The following is a 25932-nucleotide window of genomic DNA, read 5'->3' as shown; positions in this document are numbered from 1 at the left end:
GCCTTGTCGGCACGGGAGTCACACTCCAGGTCTCCGCCGCCGGGGTCGAGCGCGCCGCCTTCGCCAAGGAGACGGCCGAGCGCATCCGCGAGCAGCGGGAGACCGCCGTGGAGGGGGCCTCCAAGGCCCGCGCCTCTTTCACCGCCGAGATCACGATCCAGTCGGCGCATCCCGTCATCGAATCCGCCGCGGGCAAGGCGGATGCTTCGGCTCTCGCCGCATCCGTGACGGCCCTCGGCGACCACGAGTCGCTCGAGCCGACCGCGGTCGCCGCCCTCGTCAGCGAGGTTGAGGCGAGCATCCCCGCCGTTCAAGCCGCCGTCGCGGAGGCGGATCGCATCGCCGCCGAGGCTGCACGCGCTGCCGAGGAGCGCATCGCCGCCCTGCGCAGCCCGGCGGGCGCACAGGCCTACGCCCGCGACCTCATGGCCTCCCAGTACGGTTGGGGCGCCGACCAGGCGTCGTGCCTCGTCAATCTCTGGAACAAGGAGTCAAACTGGCGCTGGGACGCCCTGAACGCCTCGAGCGGGGCCACGGGCATCCCGCAGGCGCTGCCGGGCTCCAAGATGGCCTCGCATGGCGCCGACTGGCAGACCAATCCGGCCACGCAGATCAGCTGGGGGCTTGACTACATCAAGCGCGCCTACGGCACGCCCTGCGGTGCGTGGGCGAAGTCGCAGTCGGTCGGCTGGTACTGATCACGCCGCGTCGCGCATTCAGGTTTCCTGCAGATTTCTCTGCCTGAGGGGTTCACGGATCGACTGATCGTGTCTAACTTCCGAAGTACGGGCATCCTCGGCCCGTCCGTCGAGAAAGGCAAACTGATGAACTCGATTCACTCCCTCACCGGGGTCCTCTCGGCCATCGAATTTCCGGCGACACGTGACGACATTCTTCGTCTCGCGCGCACCGATTTTGTCGACCGCCGCCTCGCCCGCTGGCTCGAGAGCCTTCCGGACGGCTCCTATGACGGGGCGTGGCAGATCTGCCAGGCCCTCGCCTCTGAGTCGGGCCACACGACCGCGAACGCTCGCGTTCCCGTCAGCGCCTAGCGCAGCCTAAGCGCCGCCCACCACGAGCCGGGCGACGCGCTCGAGGGTCATACCTCGAGCGTGTCGCCCGGCTCGAGTGCGTGATAGGTGCCCCCGCCCTGTTCCGTCATTGCCTGCAACCGCTGGTTGGCCATGTTCTGGCCGATGGGGGAGAGGGGTGCCTGGTGAGTGGGGAAGGCGTGCTTGGGGGCGACCTCCGCCACGAAGTCCATCGCCTCGCCGATCTTCAGCCAGGGGCCACCGGCGGGGGCTGCGAGCACCGTGACGGGCTTGGGTGGCACGGTGTAGGAATCGCCGCCGTAGTAGAGGGTGTCGTTGATGAAGACGCCCACATTGTCGATCACGGGGATCGAGCGGTGGATCACGATGTGTTCCTTACCGTGGAATGAGAGTGAGAAGCTTCCCGGTGTCACCTCGTCTCCGTCGGCGACGACCGTGATGTCGAAACCCTTGATCGCCGCAGCGACGCCGGCCGGGCCGAAGATGGGAGCGTTGGGGTTGATCGAGCGCAGGCTCTCGAGGTGCTCCTTCGTCCAGTGATCCGGATGCTCGTGCGTCAGCACGACCCCCGCGAGCGAGTCGATTCCCTCGAGGGGTGCCGTGAAGGAGCCGGGGTCGATCACCAGCTGTTCTCCGTTGTCTTCCACAATGAGGCAGGCGTGTTCGCGCTTGATGATCCGCATGCCTCGAGCCTATGGTGTCGTGCCCGAGCTGGGGAGGGCTGCACCGCTATTGTCAGGGGAATGACGACGTCGCGGGGCAAACGCATCGTCGTCGCCATCAACCCGAATGCTGCCTTCGGCCGGGGGCGCGATGTAGCGCCCTTGGCTCTCGCGGAACTCTCCGCGGCGGGTCACGACGTGTCGGCGCTGACGGCCGCCTCCTTCGAGGAGCTCCGCGCGGCCGCCGCAGCCGAACTCGAGCACGGTGCCGATGCCCTTGTCGTGGTCGGCGGCGACGGAATGGTCAGCCTCGGCGTAAATCTTGTCGCGGGCACTCAGACGCCTCTCGGCATCGTTCCCTCGGGCACCGGCAACGACGCGGCACGCAATCTGGGCATTCCGGTTGGCAACACAGAAGCGGCGACCCGGATGCTCGTGGCTACCCTCGAGCACCAACCCCGCGTCATCGACACGGGGAGAGCAACCCTGGCGGACGGCACCTCGCGGTGGTTTGTGGGTGTGCTCTCCGCGGGCTTCGACGCGGTTGTCAACGAGCGCGCCAATCGCCTTCGTTGGCCACGCGGGCCGCGCCGCTACACGCTCGCGATCGTGTGGGAGCTCCTGCGTTTTCGTCCGGTCGCCTACCGCGTCGAGATCGATGGGGTGCCGTTGGAGCGACGAGCCATGCTCGCAGCGGTCGCCAACAGCACGTCGTTCGGCGGCGGCATGACGATCACCCCCGAGGCTCGCCTCGACGACGGCGAACTCGATCTCTTCCTCGTGGCTCCGCTGACGAAGCTCCAGTTCCTCCGCTTGTTTCCGAGCGTCTACACGGGCGGGCATGTGACGCATCCGTCCGTTTCGATCGTGCGGGCGCGCAGCGTTCGCCTTGATGCGGATGCTGCGGTCGCCTACGCCGACGGGGAACGGCTCGGTGAATTACCCGTCACCGTCGAGGTTGTGCCGGGGGCGCTCAGAGTGCTCGCGCCGCTCCTGTGAATGCGAGCCCGCATCAGTTTGGAGACGGCCCCGCGATATGCCATACTCTTTGAGTTGCCCGGGCAGGACAGCCCGGGTCGACACGGCCGGCCCCATCGTATAGCGGCCTAGTACGCCGCCCTCTCACGGCGGTAACGCGGGTTCGAATCCCGCTGGGGTCACCACAGAGAAGAAGCCCCCGATCCTCAGGATCGGGGGCTTCTTCGTGTCCGGAATCAGGCGCGAAGTGCTGCGCTGAGCCATCGCGCGTAGAGCGTCCACGGCTCGCCCTCCCGCCGCAGCGCGGAGACGTGCTCGGCGAGCTCGCCCGTGAGGGTGAACCATTCGCCGCCCTCGCGAAGCGCAGCGAACTCACGGTGGCGCTGCTGCTCGAGCGCGCGGCCACCGGGCTCGACGGCGAGCAACTCGTCGTGGCGAATCGCCGCGAGTCTCTTGCGCGGGTGTGCGCTTGTGCCGATCTTCACGCGCCGCTCGAAGCGAAGGTAGTAGACGACATCGATGCGGGGGAGGGGCAGGTCGGGGTCGGGCACATCGCCATAGCGCCAGCCGCAGCGGGAGCAGGTCCAGTCGCCGCCGACGCGGGTGCCCGAGCCCTCACCGCAGAGGGCACAGGGGCCGGGCATTTCGGCGGACGGCATCACCCGGTGAGACTACGCGCTGCCCGTGACATCCGCTGTCCCTGACATCCGTTACTGGGTGTTCAACCTTGTCGGAGCTCGCGTGCGAGGCGCTCGTAATGGGCGGCCTGCGCCTCACGCGCCTCGGGCATGGTGGGTCCCACCGCTGCCGGCGTGCCGTGACCGTTCTGCGCCGAGGGCTTGAAGTGGGAGTGCGAGATTCGGTCGATCCAGGCGAGGGCGACGGCCGACACGATGAAGACCATGTGGATGACGACCTGCCACAGCACGCCAGCCTCGGTGTATTCGTTCCCGGTCACGTTCTCAGTCTCGTTTCCGAGATCGCCCACCTCGATGAAGGTCTTGAGCAGGTGGATCGACGAGATGCCGATGATCGCCATCGCGAGCTTCACCTTGAGCACGTTGGCGTTGACGTGCGAGAGCCACTCGGGCTGGTCCGGATGCCCGTCGAGCTTGATACGGGAGACGAAGGTCTCGTAGCCGCCGATGATGACCATGATGAGAAGGTTCGCGATCATGACGACGTCGATGAGGCCGAGCACGCCGAGCATGATGACGGCCTCATCGATGTGCATCCAGTCGTGCATGACGTTCTCGGCGAGGTGCCACAGCTCGATCATGAAGACGACGACGTAGACGAGCTGAGCCACGATGAGGCCCAGGTAGAGGGGGGCCTGCAGCCAACGGCTGAAGAAGATGAGGTAGCCGACTCCCGAAACCCAGGCACTCTGCGGACGGAAGGACGGGGCTTCGCTCATGAGAACGATTCTAGAGGCGCTCGGGGGAATGCTCGTGCGTCCGCGTGCGTAGCATTGTCGTGGGCCGACCGCGCCCCGCGACTCGATGGAGAGCGTGTACTCCTTCGACCGTGAACGGTGTCCCGTGACGCATCTCTCTCCCGCCCGCAAGCGGCTCGCGCTGCTCTCCCTCGCCCTCGGCGGCTTCGGCATCGGTGCGACGGAGTTCGTCGCGATGGGACTGCTGCCGAACCTGGCGGCCGACCTGCTGCCGGAGCTCTACGCGGCCTCCCCGGAGGAGGGCATCGGGCAGGCGGGATGGCTCATCAGCGCCTACGCGCTCGGCGTCGTGGTCGGCGCCCCGACGATCGCAGCCAGCACGGCGCACCTGCCACGCAAGAAGCTGCTGCTGTGGCTGCTTGCGGCGTTCACCCTCGGCACGATCGCCTCCGCGCTCCTCCCAAGCTTCGGGCTCGTGCTCGCGGCCCGATTCGCGGCAGGCCTGCCGCATGGCGCGTACTTCGGCATCGCGTCGATCGTCGCGGCCGACATCATGGGCCCGGGCAATCGGGGCAAGGGCGTCGCCCTCGTGTTGAGCGGGCTCACCATTGCGAACGTTGTCGGCGTACCGGCGATTACCTGGTTGGGTCAGGTGGCCGGATGGCGCGTCGCCTACCTCGGGGTTGCCGTGATCTTCGCGGCCACCTTCGTCGCCGTGCTCGCGACCGTGCCGATGCAGCCGGGCGACGCCGCTGCCTCCTTCCGTGGCCAGGTGAGTGCCTTCCGCAGGCCGCAGCTCTGGCTCACGATCGCGCTTGCTGCGATCGGTTTCGGGGGTTTCTTCGCGATCTACTCCTACATCGCTCCCGTCGTGACCGAGGTCGCCGGCCGGTCGGAGTTGTTGGTGCCATGGGTGCTCGCGGGCATCGGTGTCGGCATGACAGTGGGCAACGTGCTCGGGGGATGGCTCACGGACCTCGACGTGCGCCTCACGCTCTTCGCGGGATTCGCCGTGCTCATCGCCGCTCTCCTCGGCTTTGCCCTCACGGCGCAGTCGATCGTCGGAGCGGCCGCCTTCTCCGCGCTTGTCGGGCTCGCGGCAGCCGCCATCTCGCCTGCCGTGCAGACGAGACTCATGGATGTCGCGGGCAACGCCACCTCGCTGGCCGCCGCTCTCAACCACTCCGCGCTCAATATCGGCAACAGCGTGGGGGCTGCGGTGGGTGGCGCGACAATAGCGGCAGGTCTCGGATATCTTTCACCCGCCTGGGCTGGCCTCCTGCTCGGTCTCGCCGGGGTCGCAATCGCCGCACTGAGCTTCGGCCTGGAGCGCCGCCTCCGGCGCTGACGGCGCGCGCCGATCCATAAAGTACGATTACTGCAGCGAAGGGGAGTATCCCTAGGGGCGGTTCGCCCCACGTCGCGCTCGTCAATACGGACACCGCTGATGCTGTCCCGGGTGCGACGGCATCCTTTGGGTGCGGGAGAGACTTTCGGGCCTTGTCATACCCTCCCCACGAATGGATGTCCATGGAACTCGCTCTGCCCGTCTGGTTCGAAGTCGGATCCCTCATCGTCCTGACGGCGATCATCCTCTTCGACCTCGTGCTCGCCTACAAGCGGCCGCACATCCCCTCCACGAAGGAATCATCGCTCTGGATCGCGTTCTACGTGAGCCTCGCCCTCGTCTTCGCGGCGATGATGTTCCTCCTGGGTGATGCTGAGCACGGCGGCCAGTTCATCGCGGGCTGGCTTACGGAGTACAGCCTCAGCATCGACAACCTCTTCGTGTTCCTCATCATCATGTCGCGCTTCAAGGTGCCGAGAAAGTACCAGCAGGAGGTGCTCATGGTGGGCATCGTGATTGCACTCATCCTGCGCGCGATCTTCATCCTCATCGGCGCCGTGCTGATCGAGAACCTCAGCTGGATCTTCTACATCTTTGGCCTCTTCCTGCTCTACACGGCATGGCAGCAGGCCTTTACGGGGCATGAGGAAGAGGAGGAGTCGGAGAACAAGATCATCGCCTTCCTCCGTCGCCGCATCAGCATCACGGAGCAGTTCGACGGCGGCAAGCTCCGCACGGTCGTCGACGGCAAGAAGGTCTTCACGCCGATCATCATCGTGTTCCTCGCGCTCGGCACGACCGACCTGGTCTTCGCGATCGATTCGATCCCCGCAATCTTCGGCATCACGCAGAGCCCCTTCATCGTCTTCGCGGCCAACGTCTTCGCCCTCATGGGTCTGCGCCAGCTCTACTTCCTGCTCGGCGACCTCATCGACCGTCTCGTCTACCTCAAGTACGGCATCGCCTTCATCCTCGCCTTCATCGGTGTCAAGCTCGTCTTCCACGCCCTGCACGAGAACGAGGTCTTCTTCATCAACGGCGGCCAGCACATCGAGTGGATCCCCGAGATCGGCACCTGGATGTCACTCGGCGTCATCGTCGGTGCCATGGCGATCGCGACAATCGCGAGCCTCATCAAGCTGCGCCGCAGCCCGCTCGCGATGCCGATCGGTGCGCCGAAGTTCGACGACGAAGAGGATGAGGAGAAGCATCCGCGCGCGTAGGCAGAACCTCCCTAAGGTTGCTACGTTGTGGTGACTATCGCGTGACAGTGGGGGGCAGAGTGGATGCTGGCGTGACGCCGTTCGGCGCCGAGCTCTCGCTCGACGTCAGCTACGCCAGCGACGTCGGCCGCGTGCGGTCCGTCAACGAAGACAGCCTTCTCGCCTCGCCGCCCCTGTTTCTTGTCGCCGACGGCATGGGTGGCCATGCGTACGGGGACCGCGCTAGCCAGACCGTCGTCTCCGTGTTCACGACGACGCTCGGCACCGACGACGCTCCGAGTCCGGAGAGCGTGGTGGCGACCATCCATTCGGCGAACGACGCGGTCATTGGGCTACGGGAACCAGATGATGTGTCCGTTTCCGGCACGACGCTAGCGGGGCTCGCGCTCGTCACGACCGCAGAGAGCTATCGCTGGATGGTCTTCAACGTCGGCGACAGTCGTGTCTACCGCTGGGACGGTCGCCATCTCTCGCAGGTCACGGTGGACCATTCGGCCGTGCAGGAACTACTGGATGCCGGCGAGATCACGCCCCTCGAGGCTCTCACGCACCCTCACCGCAACGTGGTGACACGAGCCATAGGAGTGCACGACGAGGCCGACGTGGATGTGTGGCTGCTACCGGTCACGGGAGAGCAGACCTTTCTCATCTGCTCGGATGGCCTCACCAAAGAACTCGCGGATGATCAGATTGCCCGGCTTCTCGCCGACCACGCCCCTGACGCGTCCGGCCAATCCGTGTCGGAGCGGCTTGTTGAGGCGGCGCTCGCCGCGGGCGGCAGCGACAATGTGTCGGTCGTCGTGGTCGCATCGTCGATGGCTGATTCGGCTAGTGAGGCGGATGACGACACGAACGATGGCGGCATCTCCTCGCTTCTTGAAGAGACCCGACCGAGGAAGTAGGAGCACCACGTGAGAGAGCACTGGTACCAGCCGGGCACCGATGGGTCATGGGTGGCCCTGTCAACCGGGGACGTCGTGCTGGCTGTTGAGGCGGGGCAGAGCATTCAGGAGCTGTGGGAGGCCTTACCCTCGGGTTTTCAGGCCGTCCTCGATGTCCTGACGGCGCGCGGCCTCTCGGCGACGCCGTCGTTTGCGCTCCTCTCCTGGTCGCCCGGCGACGAGCTTCGCGCGATCGTGCGCGGACCGGTGCAACTGACGGTGTCCTCTGGCGACAGCGACGATCTGCTCGACGGCACCGGGGTCAGCACCTGGACGGAGAAGCTCTTTGCCGCTGGCTCGGCCTTCCGGTTGGCGTTACCTGCGTCACCGCTGGCGCCTGCGCTGCCGCTCGCTGCGGGAGCAGTGATGGCGGCCCACGTCGCATCAGCGCCTGGCCCCGCTGCCGTTTCTGTCACTGCGGCGGTCTCGCCCCTGCCCGAGGCCACGGTCACGGATGTCTCGGATGCGACTGCGCGAGAGATCGACGCCCCGGTGGAGTCGGCCGCCGCCCCCGTTGATGACGGCTACGACTACCTCTTCGGCGCCACAATGTATCGCTCCGTCTCGGAGGCGGCGGTGGGGAACCCCGAGGAGCAGCCAGATGGCGCCAGCCATGAGTCGACTGCTACTGCCGCGGCGGAGGAGGGCGACCATGACGGAATGACGATCATGACGGGCGACCTGCGCAGACTCCGCGCTGAGCGCAGGGCATCTGCTGCGGTGGGCAAGGCGTCGGAGCGCCCTGCATCCACGCTTCGCCTCGAACTCTCCAATGGCTCGGTGGAGGTGCTCGACCAGACTCTGATCGTGGGGCGCTCCCCGAGCGCCAGCAAGGTGTCGGGAGGAGCGATCCCGCGTCTGATCACGATCCCCGGTGATAAGGACATCTCCCGCAACCACGCCCAGTTCACGGTGGAGGGGGGAACCGTGGTGGTCACCGACCTGCACTCCCGCAACGGCACTCAGATCGTCCTGCCCGGCCGTCCTCCTCAGCAGCTGCGCCAGGGCGAGCCGACCACGATCATCCCGGGCACCATGGTGGATCTCGGCGGTGGAGTGACGCTCACCGTGCGCGAGGGCGAGTGATGCGACGCGCTCCCGCAACGCCTCCCGAGCTGCCCGGCTACACCTTCGTCAAGCTGCTGGGGTCGGGGGGCTTCAGCGATGTCTTCCTCTACGACCAGCACCTGCCCAAGCGCCGCGTCGCCGTCAAGGTGTTGCTCACCGAGGAGCTCACGGCGGCCAACCGCGAGGCGTTCGTCGCCGAGGCCAATCTCATGGCGCAGCTTTCGGCGCATCCGTACATCGTGTCGATCTATCACGCGGATGTCGCGGCTGACGAACGCCCATACTTCGTCATGGAGTACTGCTCCGGCCCCAGCCTTGCGGAGCGATACAAGCGCGAACCTCTCTCGGTCGTCGATGTGTTGCGCACCGGCATCCGGGTGGCGGGAGCGGTCGCGACAGCGCACGGCGCCGGCATCCTGCACCGTGATATCAAGCCCGCCAACATCCTGACGAACGACTTCGGATGGCCCGCTCTCACCGACTTCGGTATCTCGTCGGCGCTCGATGACAGTCCGCCGATGAACACGGCGACCCTCGACTCGCTCTCTGGGGACACCTCGGGCACGACCGGCAGTGCCTCGGTGGGGATGTCAGTGCCCTGGTCGCCTCCCGAGATGTTCGAGGACGACCCCAAGCCGGATGCCCGTGCCGATGTCTTCTCCCTCGCCGCAACCCTCTACACCCTCCTCGCCGGCCATACGCCCTTCGAGGTCCGTGGACGATCGAACGGTGCTCTCGACCTGATCGGGCGCATCGAGCGCGGGCTCGTCACCCCACTGCAGCGCGATGACGTACCCCGTTCCCTTGTCGCGGTGCTGATGAAGGGCATGGCGACGCATCGGGATGACCGCTTCGAGGGGGCGGTCGAGTTTGCGCGTGCACTGCAGCGGGTGGAACTCGAGTTGGGCTACGCCCCGACCACGATCGACGTGCCCAACCTGGTCGTCGACAGTTCGATTCGCGAAGACGCCGGGGCAGATGATGAGGATGCCACGCGGGCGCGCGGTGTCTCCACCATCGAGGCGCAGCAGGTCGCCCCGCCGCCCGCGGCTGTTCCAGCAGCGGCTCCCGCGTCGGCCACGGATGCGACCCAGATCAGGGGCGCGCAGACGGTGGGGGCCCAGACGGTGCGTGGGCAGGACACGGCCGCTGAGCAGGTCGTCGGTGAAACGGTAGTGCGGCCGCGCGGCCTGGCGGTCGACGAGCAGAGCGTCGACTCCCGCGCCGGCACACCTGCTGTTGACGCAACTGTCGATGCTGCGCCTCAGGCGTCGAAGGCGAATCGCCTTGTGCTGTGGATCGGCGGGGCTGTCCTCGCAGTCGTTGCGATGGGAGTCGCCTTTGCGCTGATCGTCGGCGGGCTGCCCACACCCGTCGAGTCGACGCCATCGACGGCGCCGGGCGGCGGGGGTGATTCCGCTGTGGTGGTCGACACGGTGCCCACTCCCACGCTTGTCTCGGTCGCCGCATCAGGGGCGGATGTCGTCTTCTCGGTCGAGAATCCAGATCCTGTCGAGGGCGACATGATGATCTGGCGTCGCACCGACCGCGGCGAGAGCGAGCCCGTGCGGCAGATCGCCGATGGCACCTTTACGGTGGCGGGCGCTGCGGGAGCTTCGGTGTGCGTCGAGGTCAGCATCGTGCGCTCCGGGCGCCAATCGCCCAACCCGCTGGAGGAGTGCTACCCGTCATGATTGCCCCCCTGAGGGTCGAGTTCTGCGGCGAGTGGTATGACATCGCGCACCCCGCGGACTTCCATGTCGGGCGCGAGTCAGACCTCGTGATCGACGACAATCCCTACCTGCATCGGCGTTTTCTGCGTATCCACGAAGACTTTGGCTTGTGGTGGCTCTCCAACGTGGGAACGCTGCTGTCGGCCACCGTCACCGACGCGTCGGGGCAGGTGCAGGCGTGGCTCGCACCGGGCGCCCGCCTGCCGATCGTGTTCCCGCAGCTCAGTGTCATGTTCAGTGCGGGGTCGACGACCTACGAGTTCGCGATCCACGGACCGAAGGACTACTACGGCACCTCCTCGGCAATCGCCGGCTCTGGTGGTTCCACCACGATCGAGCCGATTCCGCTCACGAGTTCGCAGCGACTGCTCATCGTGGCTCTCGCCGAACAGGTACTGACCCAGGCGTCGCCGGGGAGGGGCGAGATCCCGACCTCCGCTGAGGCGGCGCAGCGACTCGGGTGGCCGATGACGACCTTCAACCGCAAACTCGACAACGTCTGCGAGAAGCTCGACAAGCTGGGTGTCGCAGGCTTGCGCGGCGCACGGGGCAAGCTTGCGACCAACCGGCGACAGCGCCTCGTCGAATATGCGGTGGCGACTCGGCTGGTCAGCGCCGATGATCTCTACCTGCTGGAGCGCAACGACCGCGACCGTTCTGCCCCTGCGGTCTGATGGGGAGGACCTACCCATCCCTCTGGCGCATCGAATTAGCGAACTGCTGCTAGGTTGATGGCGACAATTCGCGGTCGCAGTATTCGACGTCTCACGGCGTCCTCACGATAGGGATGGGGGTTCCTTGGTGCGGCGAAGAATCGCAGGCCGTTCGCGCAAGACCATCGCATCGACACTCGTGTTCGCCATCATCGCGGGCATTCCCCTTACGATCGCGGCGCTGCACCCGGGCTTTCCCGTCTCCGACGTCGACCTGGCGTCCCGGGATGTGTGGGTCACCAACGGCGAGCAGTTGCTGGGTGGGCGGCTGAATCGGCAGATCGACGAGCTCAACGGCTCGGTCGTGGCATCCAGCGCCGATTTCACGGTGCTGCAGGATGGCGACACCCTCTTCATGCACGATCCTGTCGCGGGGCGCGTGGAGTCGGTGGATGCCGCGACAACGCAGGTCACTTCGGCGATCGAGGTGCCGAAGGGTGCGGAGGTTGCGTACGGCGGCGACGTCGTCGCAATTCTGGCGACGGATGGTCGGCTGTGGGCTATCCCGGCACTGGGAGACCTGCAGTTCAACTATGTGTCGCAGCCGCCCATCGCCGAACTCGGCGAGGGAGCGCACGTCACCGTCACGTCTGAAGGAGTCGTGCTGGCGGTGTCGAGCAGCGACGAGGTGCTGTACCGGCTGGAGTCGCTGGCCGACCAGCCTGTCGAGAGTGACTTTCCCGAGCTGGGAGAGTTCCAGCTCGCCGCTGTCGGCGAGAAGGCGGTTGTCTTCGACCAGACGACAAACGAACTGGTCACGGAGGACGGCTCGGTTCATGACCTCGGCGATGAGCCGGGGTTGCGCCTTCAGCAGACAGGCCCCGAGTCGAACTATGCGGTGGTCGCGACGGGAGAGTCCCTGCTCAAGGTCGACCTTGGTTCGGGCTCTGTCGAGGCGGTGGCGGCCGACATCGATTCGCCCGTGACGGATCCCACGCAGGTGGCGGCGCCGGTGTTCCTCGAGGGGTGCGCGCACGGGGCGTGGGCAGGCGCGCAGAGGTACCTCCTTGCGTGCGACGGCCAGACGGCGGAACCGGTCGAAATCGCCGAGCCGACCCGGGGCAGTGTGCTCGAGTTCCGCGTCAATCGCAGTGTCATCGCGCTGAACAACCTCGACAACGGGGACGTGTGGCTGGTCGACGAGAACATGCGCCTGGTGGAGAACTGGGAAGATGTCACCCCGCCGGAGGAACAGGAGACCGAGGAGATCGGTGACGAGAAGTCGGCCATTCAATCCTTCGAGGACACGCTGGCGGAGCGCACCGACACCAACCGGCCGCCGACCGCCAATGACGACGACTTCGGTGTGAGGCCCGGTCGCACGACAATTCTGCCGCTGCTCGACAACGACACCGACCCCGACGGGGACGTGCTCGTCATCTCCGATTACGACAACCTCGCCGAGTCGACGGGGCGCATCGACCCTATCGACGGCTCGCGCGCCCTTCAGTTCACCCCGGCTGCCGGCTTCGTCGGAGGCGTCTCGCTCAACTACACGGTCGACGATGGCCGCGGGGGCACCGATTCGGCGCGCCTGAACCTCCGGGTTGTGCCCGACGAGTCCAACGAGCTTCCCGTGGCCGTCCGCATCGGCGGGGTGAGCGTCGAGGCGAATCAGACGGTCACCTACAACGTGTTGGCCGACTGGAAGGATCCTGACGGCGACGACGTATTCCTTTTGGGTGCGTCGCCGAAGTCCGGCGATCTGGTGCGGTTCACTCCCGACGGCTTCGTGACCTTCACGCACCAGACGTCGGAGTTGGGCGAGAAGGAGGTCGCCTTTCAGGTCACCGACGGCCGCGGAGAGGCCGTTACCGGAACCCTCGTGGTGAAGGTGGAGCCTGCGGGCACCCTGAACCCCGTGGGCACGCCTGACTTCGCGCAGACATTCGTGGATGAGACGGTACTGGTCGAGCCTCTGCTCAACGACATCTCTCCCTCGGGGGCGCAGCTGACTCTTGTGGCGATCGAGGAGCCGGGTGGCGCCACGAGCGCGACCTTCAGCGCCGAGACCGGCACCGTCAGCTTCTCCGCATCGAACCCGGGCATCCACTACGTGAAGTACACGCTGTCGGCGGGGGCGACGTCGAGTGTGGGAATCATCCGCTTTGACGTTCTGGAACTGCCGGCGGATGCCTCGTTGCCGCCGGTTGCCGTGAAGGATGTCGCCTATCTGCGCGGCGATGAACCGACGACGGTGTCAGTGCTGTCAAATGACGCGTCGCCGTCCGGCCGGGTCCTGGCCGTGCAGAGTGTTGATGTACCGGCGGAGTACAAGGCCAAGGGCCTTGTAGTGGAGCTGTTGGCCTCGACGAGCGTGCGGGTCACGTCCCCTCAGGCGCTGACGGCGCAGGTGTCCTTCACCTACACGATCTCCGACGGCGTCTCCAGTGCGACCGCTGGCGTCACGGTCGTGCCGGTGCCGGCACTGACGAAGCACCAGCCCCCCGTGGCGCAGAACGACGCGGCGCGCGTGCGGGTGGGCGACATCGTCACGGTCGACGTGCTCGATAACGATTACCACCCGGATGACTCGCTCATGTTCCTCCAGGAGGAGCTCATCTCCGAACCTACCGCGGGCATCGCCTTCGTCAGTCGTGACCGCGTGCGCTTCCAGGCCCCCCGCGAGCCGGGAGAGTACCGCGTCGACTATCGCGTGCTCGACCCCTTCGGCGAGACGGCGGCAGCGACAGTGGTGTTCACCGTGGTCGAAGAGGACGAGGCGAACAACCAGGACCCGCAGCCGCAGCCGCTCGTCGCCCGCGTGCTGGCGGGCAACGCGATCCGCATCGATGTGCCCCTGAGCGGGATCGACCCTGACGGCGACTCGGCGCAGCTGCTCAACTTCCCTACGAACCCACAGTTGGGCACGGTGGGCGAGACAGGGCCGGACTACTTCTATTACGAGGCATCCTCTGTAGCGGCGGGCACGGATGTGTTCACCTACGAGGTCTACGACGCCTTCGGTGCCACGGGCGTCGGGGAGATCAAGATCGCGGTCATCCCCGAGCCCGATGAGCTTCAGGAGCCCACAGCGGTGCCCGACAGTGTGTCGATCAGGCCGGGGCGACTCGCGCAGGTCGACCTGCTGGCCAACGATTCGGATCCGCAGGGCGCCCCCATCAAGGCCTCGGAGGAGTTGACGGATGTACCGGAGGGGATCTCGGCTGAGGTCATCGACCGGCGCTTCCTGGTGCTCGAGGCTCCGAACGAGGAGCAGTCGTTCTCAATCCGCTACGAACTGAGCAACGACCGGGGCGGTTCGGTCATGAGCTACGTGCTTGTGACCGTCACCGAGGACGCGCCACTCCTGCCGCCGACAGCGTTGGATGTTCCGATTCTCACGAAGGACATCGCGGGCGAGGAGACCGTGACCGTTGACGTCCTCGATGGTTATGCCTTCAACCCGGCGGGCCCGAACTCCGATTTGGTCGTCTCGGTCGAGGGGCCGAACGCGGGCTCGGCGGAGCTGCTCGAGCAGGGCGGGCAGATCGAGGTGACCCCGGGGGAGAAGCGGCAGGCGATCGCCTACCGGGTGACGAACGAGGCGGATGAGCTCAGCGCCATGGCGTTCATCCTGGTGCCGGCGGCGGTCGATGAGGGCTTCGATGACCCGCCCTACATCAACCCCGCCCTTCCGACCCAGTATGTGTCGATGAACGAATCGGGGGAGTGGAACCTCTCCGACATCGTGACCGTGCCGTCGGGCCGTGAGGCCTGGATCTTCGATGAGTCCTCGGTCACCGCGATCCAGTCCAATGGCGAGTCCAGCTATGTCGACAAGGACACCCTCCAGTTCACCCCGCCCACGGATTACCGTGGTCCCGCGGCGATCAACTTCACCGTCACGGATGGCGCTTCGGAGAACGACCCCAAGGGCAACCGGGCAAATCTGACCCTCCCAATCGTGGTGGGCGACCCGGAGTTCCGAGATACACCGCCCGAGTTCACGACCCCGAACACGCAGATCGAGGTGGGTGAAGAGACGGTTGTCGACCTGCGTGCGTCCACGGGGCATCCGAACCCCCAGATCCTGCAGGAGGTGACGTACTCCAACATCACGGGGCAGTCATCCGGTCTCGAGGCGTCGCTGTCGGGCAGCGAACTGACGATGACGGTTCCCCGCAACACGCCAAAGGGCACGACACTGACACTCGGGGTGACGTTGCGGTGGGACCAGTTTGAGGTGCCGGGCACGATCAACGTCACCGTGGTGGGCTCAACCCGTCCGCTACCGGTCGCCGTGGAAGACACGCTGGAGATGCAGCGCGGTGGCGGGGACGGCGGCGGTTCCATCACGTCACAGCCGCTCGCGAACGACTCGAACCCCTACCAGACGACGGGGGAGCCGCTCCGAATCGTGGATGCCCGGGTATCGAACTCGGGCGAGCCCGCGACGGTCTCGCACACCGACAGCAGCGTCAAGATCACCCCGTCTCCCTCGCTGAAGAGCGGCGTGGTCGAAGTTATCTACACGGTCGAGGATGCGACGGAGGACGAGGATCGTCAGGTGAACGGCACCATCACCCTGACCGTGAGCGACGTGCCAGATCAGGTGCAGAAGCCCACTGTTCCCGACCAGGGAGACGAGGGCACGGTCGTGATCGGGTTCCAAGCGCCCGCGTCGAACGGCAAGGAGATCACGGGCTACGAGGTGCGCGACAATACGGGCGCCGCGATGCCTACGGACTGCGCCCCGCCCTCCTGTACCATCACCGGACTCACCAACGGCACGAGCTACACCTTTTCGGTGCGCGCCGAGAACGAGCATGGGTTCGGGGCATGGTCGCCGCCGAGCAACGCCGTCATCCCCTACGGCACGCCCACGGTCCCGAGCAATTTGGAGGTCACAGAGACGCTTCAGGCGCCGAACGGTCGTATTGACGTCTCGTGGGGAGCATCGAACCCCAATGGAGGTGAGGTGACCTATCGCTGGTCTGTGCGTCGGGGAGCATCCGAGGTTGGTTCGGGCTCGGGACCGGCCCGCTCCGGCAGTGTCTCGGGGCTGAGCGAGGGTACCTACACGCTGTCGGTGACGGCGATCAACTCGGGCGGCAAGGAGAGCGCCCCGGCAACGGCGTCGGGCACCGTCACTCAGCTTCCCCCTCCGCCCGCACCCTCGAACTTCCGTGCAACGGTCACTGACTCGACGGCCAATGGTGCGATCCGGTGGAACTGGGACGCCATCAGTGCACCGTCCAGCGCCAACCTGCAGTACCAGGTCAGCACGAACGGCAGCAACTGGTCGACCGTCACGGGCACGAGTCATACCCGCAGCAATCTTCCGCAGGGCGACCACTCGCTCTGGGTGCGAGCCGTGAACCGCGCGGGCGCCGGTGCCGCGTCGGGCCCCGTCTCTGGCCGTATCGACGCGCCGCCCCCACCGCCCACGGTCGTGGAGATGTGCCGTGGATCCCACCAAGGCGAGACCCGCTATTACCACGGCGTCCGCTTCAGCAACATCGCGCCGGGAAACTACAAGGTCTACACCGTGTGGAGCGACGGTAGCTTCACCCGACCCGGGCTCACCTACCTCCCCGCGAGCGGCACACACGACACACTGTCGTGGAGCGACCACACTCGTGGCACGTATCCGAACGAGATGCTGCGCGTCCGCTTCGAGAACGCTGCCAACCAGGTGATCTACGAAACCGCCCTCACGCGCTGGGGCAATACAACCCCCTGCTGATCCACCATCGTGACGAGAAAGAGCGACAGAGAATGCCAGTAACCCAGGAGCAGGCGACGTGGTTCGCGGATGCCTTCCAGAAGTTGATCGCGAACGTCGAGAAGGCGATCAAGGGCAAGGAGAACGTCATCCGTCTCGTGCTCACGGCGCTCGTGAGCGACGGCCATGTCCTGCTGGAGGACTACCCGGGCACCGGCAAGACGGTGCTGGCGAAGGCTCTCGCCAACACGCTGGACGGCACGACCTCGCGCATCCAGTTCACGCCCGACCTGCTGCCGTCCGATGTCAGTGGTGTGCAGATCTTCGACCAGTCGAAGGGGCGCTTCGAATTCCACAAGGGACCGATCTTCGCGTCGATCGTGCTTGCCGATGAGATCAACCGCGCGAGCCCCAAAACCCAGAGCGCCCTGCTCGAGGTCATGGAGGAGGGTGTCGTCACGATCGACGGTGAGGGGCACCCGGTCGGCGCGCCGTTCCTTGTCATCGCAACGCAGAACCCCGTCGAGCAGGCGGGCACCTACAAGCTTCCCGAGGCGCAGCTCGACCGCTTCCTCATCAAGACGACCCTCGGCTACCCCGACCGGGCCACGTCAGTCGAGCTGCTGATGGATTCCGCAACGCGCGCCCGCGCATCCCTCGTGTCGCCCATCATCAAGCCGGAGTCGATCGTCGCGATGGCGGCGCTCGCCAACGAGGTGTTCGTCGATGAGTCGGTCATGACCTATTTGAGCGACATTGTCGACGCAACCCGCAAGGATCGCGACGTGGTGCTTGGCGTGAGTATGCGAGGAGCCATGGCGCTGGCCCGCGCCATTCGCACCTGGGCGGTCAGCCAGGGCCGCACCTATGCGACCCCCGACGACGTACGGGATCTCGCCGTGCCCGTGCTCGCCCACCGCATCATCCTCGACCCAGAGTCGGAGTTCGCCGGCGTGAAGGCCGAAGACGTCATCAGCCGCATCCTGGTCGGCATCGAGCCGCCCACGTACCGCGCCGCGTAACGACTGTGCAGCGGTTCCTCCACAGCATCCGTCGGTTCTTCACGGCCGTCGGCAACATCAGCATGCCCGTCGTCGGGGCGGTGTGGCGCGCACTTGCGCCGCTCCTGCGCATTGTCACGCCCGCAGGCTGGCTCGTGCTGATACTGGGAGGAATCGCTCTTGTGCTGAGCGCCATCTACGGCTGGCAGGAGTTCACCTACCTCGGCACGGTGTTGCTTGCGGCCGCGCTGATCAGCATGCTGTTCGTCTTCGGGCGGGCGTCGTATGGCGTGCTCATCGAGCTCAATCCGCGACGTGTGGTCGTGGGAGATCGGGCGATGGGGCGGATGCTCGTGACCAACACCGGCGCACGCAACCTGCCGCCCACACGCATGGAGCTTCCCGTCGGCCGCGGGGTGGCGGAGTTCCAGCTCCCCGCCATGAAGCCGAAGGAGGAGCACGAGGAACTCTTCGCCGTGCCGACCCACAAGCGGGCCGTCATCGTCGCCGGCCCTGCCGAATCGGTCAAGGGCGATCAGCTAGGCCTCATGCGGCGCGCACTCAAATGGGCAGATGCCGTCGACCTCTTCGTGCATCCCAAGACGGTGCGCCTCGTGCCGAGCGCCGCCGGGCTCGTGCGCGACCTGGAGGGTCAGGTGTCGAAGAAGATCACGAACAACGACATCGCCTTCCACGCCCTGCGCCCCTATGTCCCCGGAGACGACCGCCGCTACGTGCACTGGCGCACCTCCGCGCGGATCGGGCAGCTGATGGTGCGCCAGTTCGAGGAGACGCGGCGCTCGCAGTTGACGATGATCCACGCGACGCGCAATGACCTCTACGCATCCGAGGAGGAGTTCGAGCTGGCGATCTCGGTGACCGCCTCGATCGCCTCGCAGGTCATCCTCGACGGCACCCAGATGAACGTGGTGAGCGAGAGCGGTATGTGGCGCACCGCGACGGTCACGAGCATGCTCGACTCGTCAAGCCGGCTCGAGCCGGTCGGGTCTGCGTACAGCAGCATGCGGGCGTTCGCGCGCCAAATGACGCGGCGACTGCCGGCGCCGAGCGTTGTCATGACGATCGCGGGCTCGCAGATGACAACGGCCGACTTCCGCAGCATCCAGTCGCTCTTCGGCGCCGACACGAGCCAGGTCGCGTTCCGCATCCAGGCGGGGGCTGAGCCGAAGTTCTCGGCTGTCGCCGGCCTCACCCTCATCACGATCGGCGCGCTGGAGGATCTTCCGAAGGTGATCAGGGGGCTGGCGGCGTGAGCGAACAGACATCCCAGACCGGTGCCCGGCGGATGCTGACGGGTCGCACCTGGGCGGACGTGACAGTACTCACTGTGCTCGCGGCGGTGGGCATCCTCGGCTTTGAACCGTCCTTCGGCCCCTACAACTTCGTGATCCCCGCGATCGGCGGCCTCGTGGTCGGCACCGCCACGGCGATCCTCACGTCGCTGTTTCGACTGAGCCTCATTCCGACCGTTGTGGTCGCCCTCGCGGCATACTTCGTGCTCGGTAGTGCGCTGGCGGTGCCGCAGCAGGCCCTCTTCGGTGTGCTCCCCTCGTTGCAATCGCTCGCCAGCATTGCGGTCGGCTCCGTCTTCGGATGGCGCGACATCGTCACCCTGGGCACGCCCGTCGGCGCTCCCCAGTACATCGCCGTTGTGCCGTACATCGCGACGTGGCTGACCTCCATCGTCTCGGTGAGTCTCGCCTGCCGCTGGCTGTCGAGCCGCCCTCGCACAGCGTGGCGCTTCGGTGTCGCCCTGCTCGGCCCGCTCGCCCTGTACCTTGCGGGCATCCTGATCGGCACGGATGAGCCGTTCCAGGCCGGGGTCCGTGGTGTCGTCTTTGCGTCGCTCGCCCTCATCTGGCTCGGGTGGCGACGTCAGGGGGGAGAAAGCGTCGCTGCGGAAGGCTCGGCGCGGCTGCGCAACCGAAAGCTCGCGGGCACCGCGGTCATCGTGGCGGCATCGGTGCTTGTCGGCGGTGGTGCGGGCTTCTGGCTCGCTCCTCCCAAGGACGAGCGTTTTGTGTTGCGTGACGAGATCGAGCCCCCCTTCGACCCTCTCGAGTATCCGAGTCCGCTCTCGGGCTACCGGCACTACACGAAGCAGGTCACCGATGACGTCATGTTCACGGTGAGCGGCCTCGAGGAGGGCGACGTCATCCGTCTCGCCGCCCTGGATTCCTTCTCGGGAAAACTGTGGAACGTCACGGGGCCGCAGACCAGTACCAACGGCTCGGGTTCCTTCGCACTCGTGGGGCGATCACTGCCCGAGCAGGATTTCGTCACGCCCGAGAAGCGTGAGGATGTCGTCTTCACGATGGTCGGCTACGAGGATGTCTGGATCCCCACGATCGGTTACGCGGATGACCTCGAGTTCCTCTCGGGCGAGGCCGCAGAGTCGACGGATGACGTGCGCTACAACGCGGCAACCGGCACGGCGGTCATCACCTCCGGCCTCGACGAGGGCGACAGCTACCGTGTGGATGCGACAGTGCAACAGCCGATCTCCATCGAGGACCTGCGCGACGTCGGCACGGCGTCGCTCGAGTTGCCGCCCGTCGAATCAGTGCCCGATGTTGTCACCGCGAAGGCGCAGGAGTTCGCGGCATCCGCCTCGACCCCCGCGGAGCAGCTGGAGGCGATTCGCATCGCCCTCGCCAGCACCGGCTTCTTGAGTCACGGTCGGGCGAACGACACGGTGCCGTCGCGAGCGGGGCACGGTGCTGACCGCATCACAGAGCTTCTGGAGCGCAACCAGATGGTGGGCGACGAGGAGCAGTACGCCTCGGCGTTTGCGCTCATGGCGCGAAGTTTCGGCTTTCCCGCGCGCGTCGTGATGGGCTTCGCGCCGGAGGTCGTCGCCGGTTCCCCCGTCGAGGTGACGGGTGATGACGTGACCGCATGGGTCGAGGTCGCCTTCGACGATGTGGGCTGGGTCGCGTTCGACCCGACCCCCGATGAGACAGACATTCCTCAGGACCAGACGCCCAAACCGCAGAGCGAGCCCCAGCCGCAGGTGCGGCAGCCCCCGCGCGTCGACAACGAGGAGGAAGACCTCCTGTCGCCCGTCGAGCTCGAGGAGAGCGACGAGGAGGACGACGCGCTGCCGTTCGTGCTGCCGGGGTGGGTCTACGTCCTGGCCGTGAGCCTGCTCATTCCCGCGCTGATCATCTTCGGCCCGATGCTCGTCGTCGCGATCATCAAGCGACGCCGGATGCGACGGCGACGGATGGCCGCGGCACCACACGACCGTGTTGCGGGTGCCTGGGACGAGATGGTCGATCGCTTCTCGGAGCTTGGATACGCGGTCCCCTCCGCGAGCACGCGCATGCGGGTGGCGGAGACACTCGAGACGCAGGTCGCGGCCGAGCAGCCTCTCGGCCTTCGCTCGCTTGCGGTCGATGCGGATGAAGCAGTGTTCTCAGGCCAGGACGTGAGCGCGGAGCGCTCCGAGAAAACGTGGACGGAGGCCGCGGCGGCCGTCGCCGCGAGCCGCGCGGGTGTCACTCGCATGCGCCGCCTGCTCAGTCGCTACCGGGTGCGTTCTGCGCGGGACTGGGCGCGGCGCGTCTCTGACGGGGGAGAGAAGAAATGAAGCTGAAGCTCACGCTGGCGCGGCCGACGGGCGCCGATGTCGATGTCGTCATCACCACGGATGTGGCCGCGACCGTCCGAGACGTCGCTGCTGAACTCCTCGTGGCTGACCCACTCTCACCGGCTCAGGTCGACGTACCGACGGATTCGACTCTGCAGGTCTCTTTTCCCGGAGCGCCCTCGTCCCGCATCCTTGACCCCGATACGCCCATCGCGGAGGCTGTGATCGCATCGGGAGCTCGAGTACAGGTCGTGCAGCGGGGAGGCTCATCGACAACCGAGCTGAGTCCTCCCGTCGGCATCATGAGGGTTGACGCTGGTCCTGACCAAGGAAGGGACTTTGAACTGCGTGTGGGGTCGATGGTCATTGGACGCGAGCAAGACAGTGACCTCCGGCTCACCGACCCGCTCGTGTCCAAGCGGCACGCCAGGTTGGAAGTGGGGGATACGGTCGATCTAATCGACCTCAACTCTGCCAATGGAATCGTGGTCGGCGGTGGCGAAGTCACTCGAGTCAGCCTCACCTCCGGTCAGACAGTCACCCTGGGTGACACCGTCCTCCGCATCGAGCTATTTGTGCGTTCGACGCCGGTCGAAACGGCAACGCGGGTCGGCCCAATCGCGTTCAATCGCTCGCCTCGCATCGAAGCTCGGTACCCGGGCGAGCAGTATGACGGGCCCGACGTGCCCCGAGAGTCTGAGCCCATAGGTTTCCCCTGGCTTGCGCTCGTCGCTCCTCTGCTGATGGGCCCGATCCTGTACGCGTTTACGCAGAGTCCGCTCTCGCTCGTGTTCGTCGCTCTGTCGCCGATCATGATGGCCGGTACCTACTTCACGCAGCGCATGAGGGAGAGGCGCAAGCTCAAGGCGGACATCGAGAAGTTCACGCGCAAGCTCTCCCAGCTGGGACAACTGATGGAGAAGGAGGTCACTCTCGAACGGCAGGTGCGTCTCGCCGAGGCGCCCTCGACCGAGGAACTCCTCGATGATGCCGACTGCTTGGGGCCGCTCCTGTGGACGCGTCGGCCAGAGCACTGGTCATTCCTCAACGTACGGCTTGGGATCGGTACGGCACCGTCTCGAAATGAGATTCGTGGCAAGAACAATGCCAATGGTCTGCCGGAGTACGCCGAGCGTCTCGATGCAACCATTGACTACTTCGAACACATTTCAGGTGTGCCGATCGTCGACAGCCTCCGCGACGCCGGCGCTCTCGGCTTGAGCGGCGACGAGGTACCCGTCCTCGAGGCGACCCACAGCGTGCTCGTGCAGTTGGCTGCGTTGCATTCACCCGCAGAGCTTGCCTTCAGTGCAATCCTGAGCCCGTCGTGGTCGAAGGACCTTGAGTGGATCAAGTGGCTGCCCCATACAGGCGCAACCGGCAGCCCCCTCCCTGGCGTCCACCTCGCTGATGGCGCTGCAACCGGAACGAAGCTGCTGGCTGACCTTGAGGAGTTGGTGGAGTCTCGACTGAGCGCGAGCCGTGAGCGCGCGACTCAAAACAGGGGAGCACTGGCGCTCGATGACGCCGTGATGGCCCGCGGTGCCGAGGTCGGCGACGAGAAGCCCAGCAGCTCCGATCAGCCGCCCGAGCTGCCTTGCGTCATCGTGGTTATCTCAGATGACGCTCCGATTGACCGCGCACGGGTCACTCAACTCATTGAAAAAGCTCCCGCTGCAGGAGTGTTCCCGATCTGGATCGCCACGACGCGCACGTCGCTACCGGCTGCGTGCCGGACCTTCTTGGAGGTTCACGAGGCAGAGCCAAAGGCCAAGGTCGGTCTCGTTCGCACTGGACAACTCATCGACGATGTAGAGATCAGTCGCGTCTCGACATCGCGTGCTCTGGAGTTCGCGCGTCGGCTGGCTGCCGTCGCGGATGCGGGGGCATTCATCGCAGACGAAAGTGATATTCCCCGGTCGGTGTCATTCCTCGATCTGCTGGGCCACGATATGGCCACCTCGAGCGAAGCGGTCATCGACCGCTGGAATCAGAACGAATCCGTCAATGACCGCACTCCCGATGCCCCGTTGAAGGCACGCCGTGCGGGCAAGCTCCGAGCAGTCGTCGGTCAGTCAAACGTCGACTCTCTCCATCTCGACCTCCGCACGCATGGTCCGCACGCCCTAGTCGGCGGAACGACCGGTGCGGGCAAGAGCGAGTTCCTCCAAGCCTGGGTGCTGGGCATGGCCGCGGAGTACAGCCCTGACCGAGTGACCTTTCTCTTTGTCGACTACAAGGGCGGATCCGCCTTCGCCGATTGCGTCGACCTCCCTCACACGGTCGGATTGGTCACTGACCTCAGTCCGCACCTGGTGCGTCGAGCGCTGACCAGCCTTCGGGCGGAACTACATTTTCGCGAGCACCTCTTTAACCGCAAAAAGGTGAAGGATCTCATCGAGCTTGAGAAGCGGGGTGACCCGGAATGTCCCCCTGCTCTCGTTCTTGTCATCGACGAGTTTGCTGCTCTCGTGGGGGAGGTGCCCGAGTTCGTTGATGGTGTCGTCGATATAGCGCAGCGTGGCCGTTCCCTGGGCATCCACCTGATCATGGCGACGCAGCGCCCCGCCGGTGTCATCAAGGACAATTTGCGAGCGAACACCAACTTGAGAGTTGCCCTTCGTATGGCCGATGAGTCGGATTCAACCGACGTTGTTGGCTCAGCGGTCGCCGCCGGGTTTGACCCCTCCGTGCCGGGAAGGGGCATCGCCAAAACGGGGCCGGGGCGTCTCACCAGCTTTCAGACGGGATATGCGGGCGGATGGACGAGTGACGCACAGTCGGCGCCCTCGGTCGAGGTGGCAGAGCTCGCGTTCGGCATAGAGCGGAAGTGGGAGGCTCCGAAGCCTCAGGGAAGCGACGAGGACGTCAACCTTGGTCCGAATGACACCGCGAGGCTCGTGACCTCGATGTCGCAGGCTGCTACCGCCGCGGGAATTCCTGCCCCTCGCAAGCCATGGCTTGATGAGCTCTCACCTGTTTACGATTTGAGCATGCTGCGGCAGCGCACCGATGCGGAGCTCGTGATCGGAGTGGTTGATGATGCCGAGAAGCAGAGCCAGTATCCCGTCTACTTCCGTCCCGATATCGACGGCCACCTCGCCGTGTATGGCACGGGTGGCTCGGGCAAGAGCGTCGCGCTCAGATCGCTGGCGATCGCTGCCGCGATCACCCCGCGTGGCGGGCCAGTGCAGGTCTACGCCCTCGACTTCGCCTCAGGTGGACTTCGGATGCTTGAGGCTTTGCCGCACGTTGGCGCGGTGATTGGCGCCGATGACACGGAGCGGGTGGGACGACTGATCCGAATGCTGCGGGAGATGATCGATGATCGTGTGCTCCGCTATGGGGCCGTCAGGGCGAGCACGGTGGCCGAGTATCGTGCTCTCGCCTCACAGCCGAAGGAACCTCGCGTGCTCTTGCTCATCGACGGTATGGCGACGTTTCGACAGGAGTACGAGTTCACAGCATCATCGTCGCTGTTCAACCAGTTTCTCCAGGTGCTTTCCGACGGCCGACAGGTCGGCATCCATGTCATAGTGTCGGCTGACAGGCCCGGCTCGATCTCGCCCTCCGTCAGCGCGTCCTTCCAGCGCAAGGTCACACTACGACTGACGGATGAGAACGACTATGCAATGGTCGACGCGCCATCGGATGTCCTCTCCGCCGCGTCCCCGCCTGGCCGCGCCGTGCTCGACCAGCTCGAGACCCAGGTCGCCGTCTTCGGCGGAACGGCGAACGTGGCCGAGCAGGCGAGAGCGATCGAGAAGCTAGCGAAAGCCATGCGGGACAATGGAATCGCCGACGCCCCGGCGATCGAGAGGCTAGCCGGCGAGATTGCACTGTCGGAACTGCGAGGAGCGCGCACGCGCCCGGGTCAGATCGCTATCGGCGTCGCCTCGGACGATCTGCAGCCGTTTGCGATTGTGCCTGAGGGCGCCTTCATGCTGACCGGACCACCCGCGAGTGGTCGATCAACGGCTCTGGCAACGCTTGCGCAGGCTCTTCGGGAGGGCCCTCCCGGAGTCGAACTCTTCTACTTCGGCAACGCGAGATCATCGTTGTCGCTGGCGCCGGGATGGTCGGGGACCGCGACTAGCCCTGATGTTGCCGCCACTCTCGCCAAGAGCCTGCTGGAGCGCGCCTCCGCCCCTGCAACGCAGGGGGCGCGCCTCGCGATACTCATCGAGTCGATTACGGACTTTCTCAGCACTCCGGCCGATCAGGACCTCACGGCCCTGATCAAGGCTGCAAAGCGCAACGACCACTTCGTCGTGGCTGAGTCCGAGAACAGCACGTGGAGCCAGTCCTGGCCACTGCTTATGGAGTTCAAAGCGGCTCGCCGAGGCTTCGCGCTCCAGCCTGAGCCTCATGAGGGCGATCTGCTGTTCAAGACGTCGTTCCCTCGCATCAAGCGGTCGGAGTTCCCGGAGGGTCGAGGCAACTTCGTGCAGGCGGGCAAGGTCCGGACAGTGCAGATGGCTCTGCCTGACATCTGATCACCATGGGGAGAGCTGCCCATCGCCGCAGGTTTTCACC

The 25932-nt window shown here is 65.8% G+C and carries 17 protein-coding genes and 1 tRNA gene; 15 read left to right on the top strand and 3 right to left on the bottom strand.

Annotated elements, in window-relative coordinates:
- The first annotated feature begins 107 nt into the window (after window positions 1-107).
- Together OH146_RS04000 and OH146_RS03995 are read left to right on the top strand one after the other, a co-directional pair.
- Window positions 108-698, top strand: a complete 591-nt coding sequence (locus OH146_RS04000; protein WP_265157579.1) for an aggregation-promoting factor C-terminal-like domain-containing protein — start codon at window positions 108-110, stop codon at window positions 696-698.
- 126 nt (window positions 699-824) lie between these two features.
- Window positions 825-1052, top strand: coding sequence for a DUF2795 domain-containing protein (locus OH146_RS03995; RefSeq protein WP_265157578.1), 228 nt, complete (start codon window positions 825-827; stop codon window positions 1050-1052).
- A gap of 47 nt (window positions 1053-1099) precedes the next feature.
- Here the strand turns inward: OH146_RS03995 and OH146_RS03990 are convergent, their stop codons facing one another.
- On the bottom strand, window positions 1100-1735 hold the full coding sequence (locus tag OH146_RS03990; protein WP_265157577.1) for an MBL fold metallo-hydrolase: 636 nt from the start codon (window positions 1733-1735) through the stop codon (window positions 1100-1102).
- A 60-nt stretch (window positions 1736-1795) separates the two neighbouring features.
- On the opposite strand from OH146_RS03990, the gene OH146_RS03985 reads away from it, so the two are divergent.
- Complete coding sequence (locus OH146_RS03985) at window positions 1796-2713, top strand: diacylglycerol/lipid kinase family protein (RefSeq protein WP_265157576.1); 918 nt, start codon at window positions 1796-1798, stop codon at window positions 2711-2713.
- 88 nt (window positions 2714-2801) lie between these two features.
- Window positions 2802-2877: transfer RNA gene (locus OH146_RS03980), tRNA-Glu, on the top strand.
- A gap of 51 nt (window positions 2878-2928) precedes the next feature.
- Here OH146_RS03980 and OH146_RS03975 read toward each other — a convergent pair.
- Window positions 2929-3351, bottom strand: coding sequence for a GIY-YIG nuclease family protein (locus OH146_RS03975; protein WP_265160646.1), 423 nt, complete (start codon window positions 3349-3351; stop codon window positions 2929-2931).
- Between the two features lie 62 nt (window positions 3352-3413).
- Window positions 3414-4109, bottom strand: coding sequence for a TIGR00645 family protein (locus tag OH146_RS03970; RefSeq protein ID WP_265157575.1), 696 nt, complete (start codon window positions 4107-4109; stop codon window positions 3414-3416).
- Between the two features lie 85 nt (window positions 4110-4194).
- On the opposite strand from OH146_RS03970, the gene OH146_RS03965 reads away from it, so the two are divergent.
- The 11 genes from OH146_RS03965 (at window position 4195) to OH146_RS03915 (ending at window position 25892) form a co-directional block, all read left to right on the top strand.
- Entirely contained in the window at window positions 4195-5436 is a 1242-nt protein-coding gene (locus tag OH146_RS03965) for an MFS transporter (RefSeq protein ID WP_372508455.1), read from the top strand.
- Window positions 5437-5618: 182 nt separating this feature from the next.
- Window positions 5619-6659 (top strand): TerC family protein, encoded by a 1041-nt coding sequence (locus OH146_RS03960; protein WP_265157573.1) that lies wholly within the window; start codon window positions 5619-5621, stop codon window positions 6657-6659.
- A gap of 71 nt (window positions 6660-6730) precedes the next feature.
- Window positions 6731-7561, top strand: a complete 831-nt coding sequence (locus tag OH146_RS03955; protein ID WP_265157572.1) for a PP2C family protein-serine/threonine phosphatase — start codon at window positions 6731-6733, stop codon at window positions 7559-7561.
- A gap of 9 nt (window positions 7562-7570) precedes the next feature.
- Complete coding sequence (locus tag OH146_RS13875; RefSeq protein WP_265157571.1) at window positions 7571-8686, top strand: FHA domain-containing protein; 1116 nt, start codon at window positions 7571-7573, stop codon at window positions 8684-8686.
- Window positions 8686-10362, top strand: coding sequence for a serine/threonine-protein kinase (locus OH146_RS03945; protein WP_265157570.1), 1677 nt, complete (start codon window positions 8686-8688; stop codon window positions 10360-10362). Before OH146_RS13875 ends, OH146_RS03945 begins: the two co-directional genes overlap by 1 nt.
- Window positions 10362-11075, top strand: coding sequence for a hypothetical protein (locus OH146_RS03940; protein WP_265160645.1), 714 nt, complete (start codon window positions 10362-10364; stop codon window positions 11073-11075). The genes OH146_RS03945 and OH146_RS03940 overlap by 1 nt, the downstream gene beginning before the upstream one ends.
- Window positions 11076-11202: 127 nt before the next feature.
- Entirely contained in the window at window positions 11203-16803 is a 5601-nt protein-coding gene (locus OH146_RS03935) for an Ig-like domain-containing protein (protein WP_265157569.1), read from the top strand.
- A gap of 32 nt (window positions 16804-16835) precedes the next feature.
- A complete protein-coding gene (locus OH146_RS03930) occupies window positions 16836-17804 on the top strand; it encodes an AAA family ATPase (RefSeq protein WP_265157568.1) in 969 nt (322 codons plus the stop codon).
- 5 nt (window positions 17805-17809) lie between these two features.
- On the top strand, window positions 17810-19057 hold the full coding sequence (locus OH146_RS13870) for a DUF58 domain-containing protein (protein WP_265157567.1): 1248 nt from the start codon (window positions 17810-17812) through the stop codon (window positions 19055-19057).
- Complete coding sequence (locus tag OH146_RS03920; protein ID WP_265157566.1) at window positions 19054-21396, top strand: transglutaminase TgpA family protein; 2343 nt, start codon at window positions 19054-19056, stop codon at window positions 21394-21396. Before OH146_RS13870 ends, OH146_RS03920 begins: the two co-directional genes overlap by 4 nt.
- Window positions 21393-25892 (top strand): type VII secretion EssC family protein, encoded by a 4500-nt coding sequence (locus tag OH146_RS03915; protein ID WP_265157565.1) that lies wholly within the window; start codon window positions 21393-21395, stop codon window positions 25890-25892. Before OH146_RS03920 ends, OH146_RS03915 begins: the two co-directional genes overlap by 4 nt.
- The last annotated feature ends 40 nt before the right edge of the window (window positions 25893-25932 follow it).

Origin of the sequence: Homoserinimonas sedimenticola (assembly GCF_026094475.1) — a bacterium.
In the GTDB taxonomy this organism is placed as follows: Bacteria; Actinomycetota; Actinomycetes; order Actinomycetales; family Microbacteriaceae; genus Homoserinimonas; species Homoserinimonas sedimenticola.
This window is presented reverse-complemented; position numbering and strand designations above follow the sequence as displayed.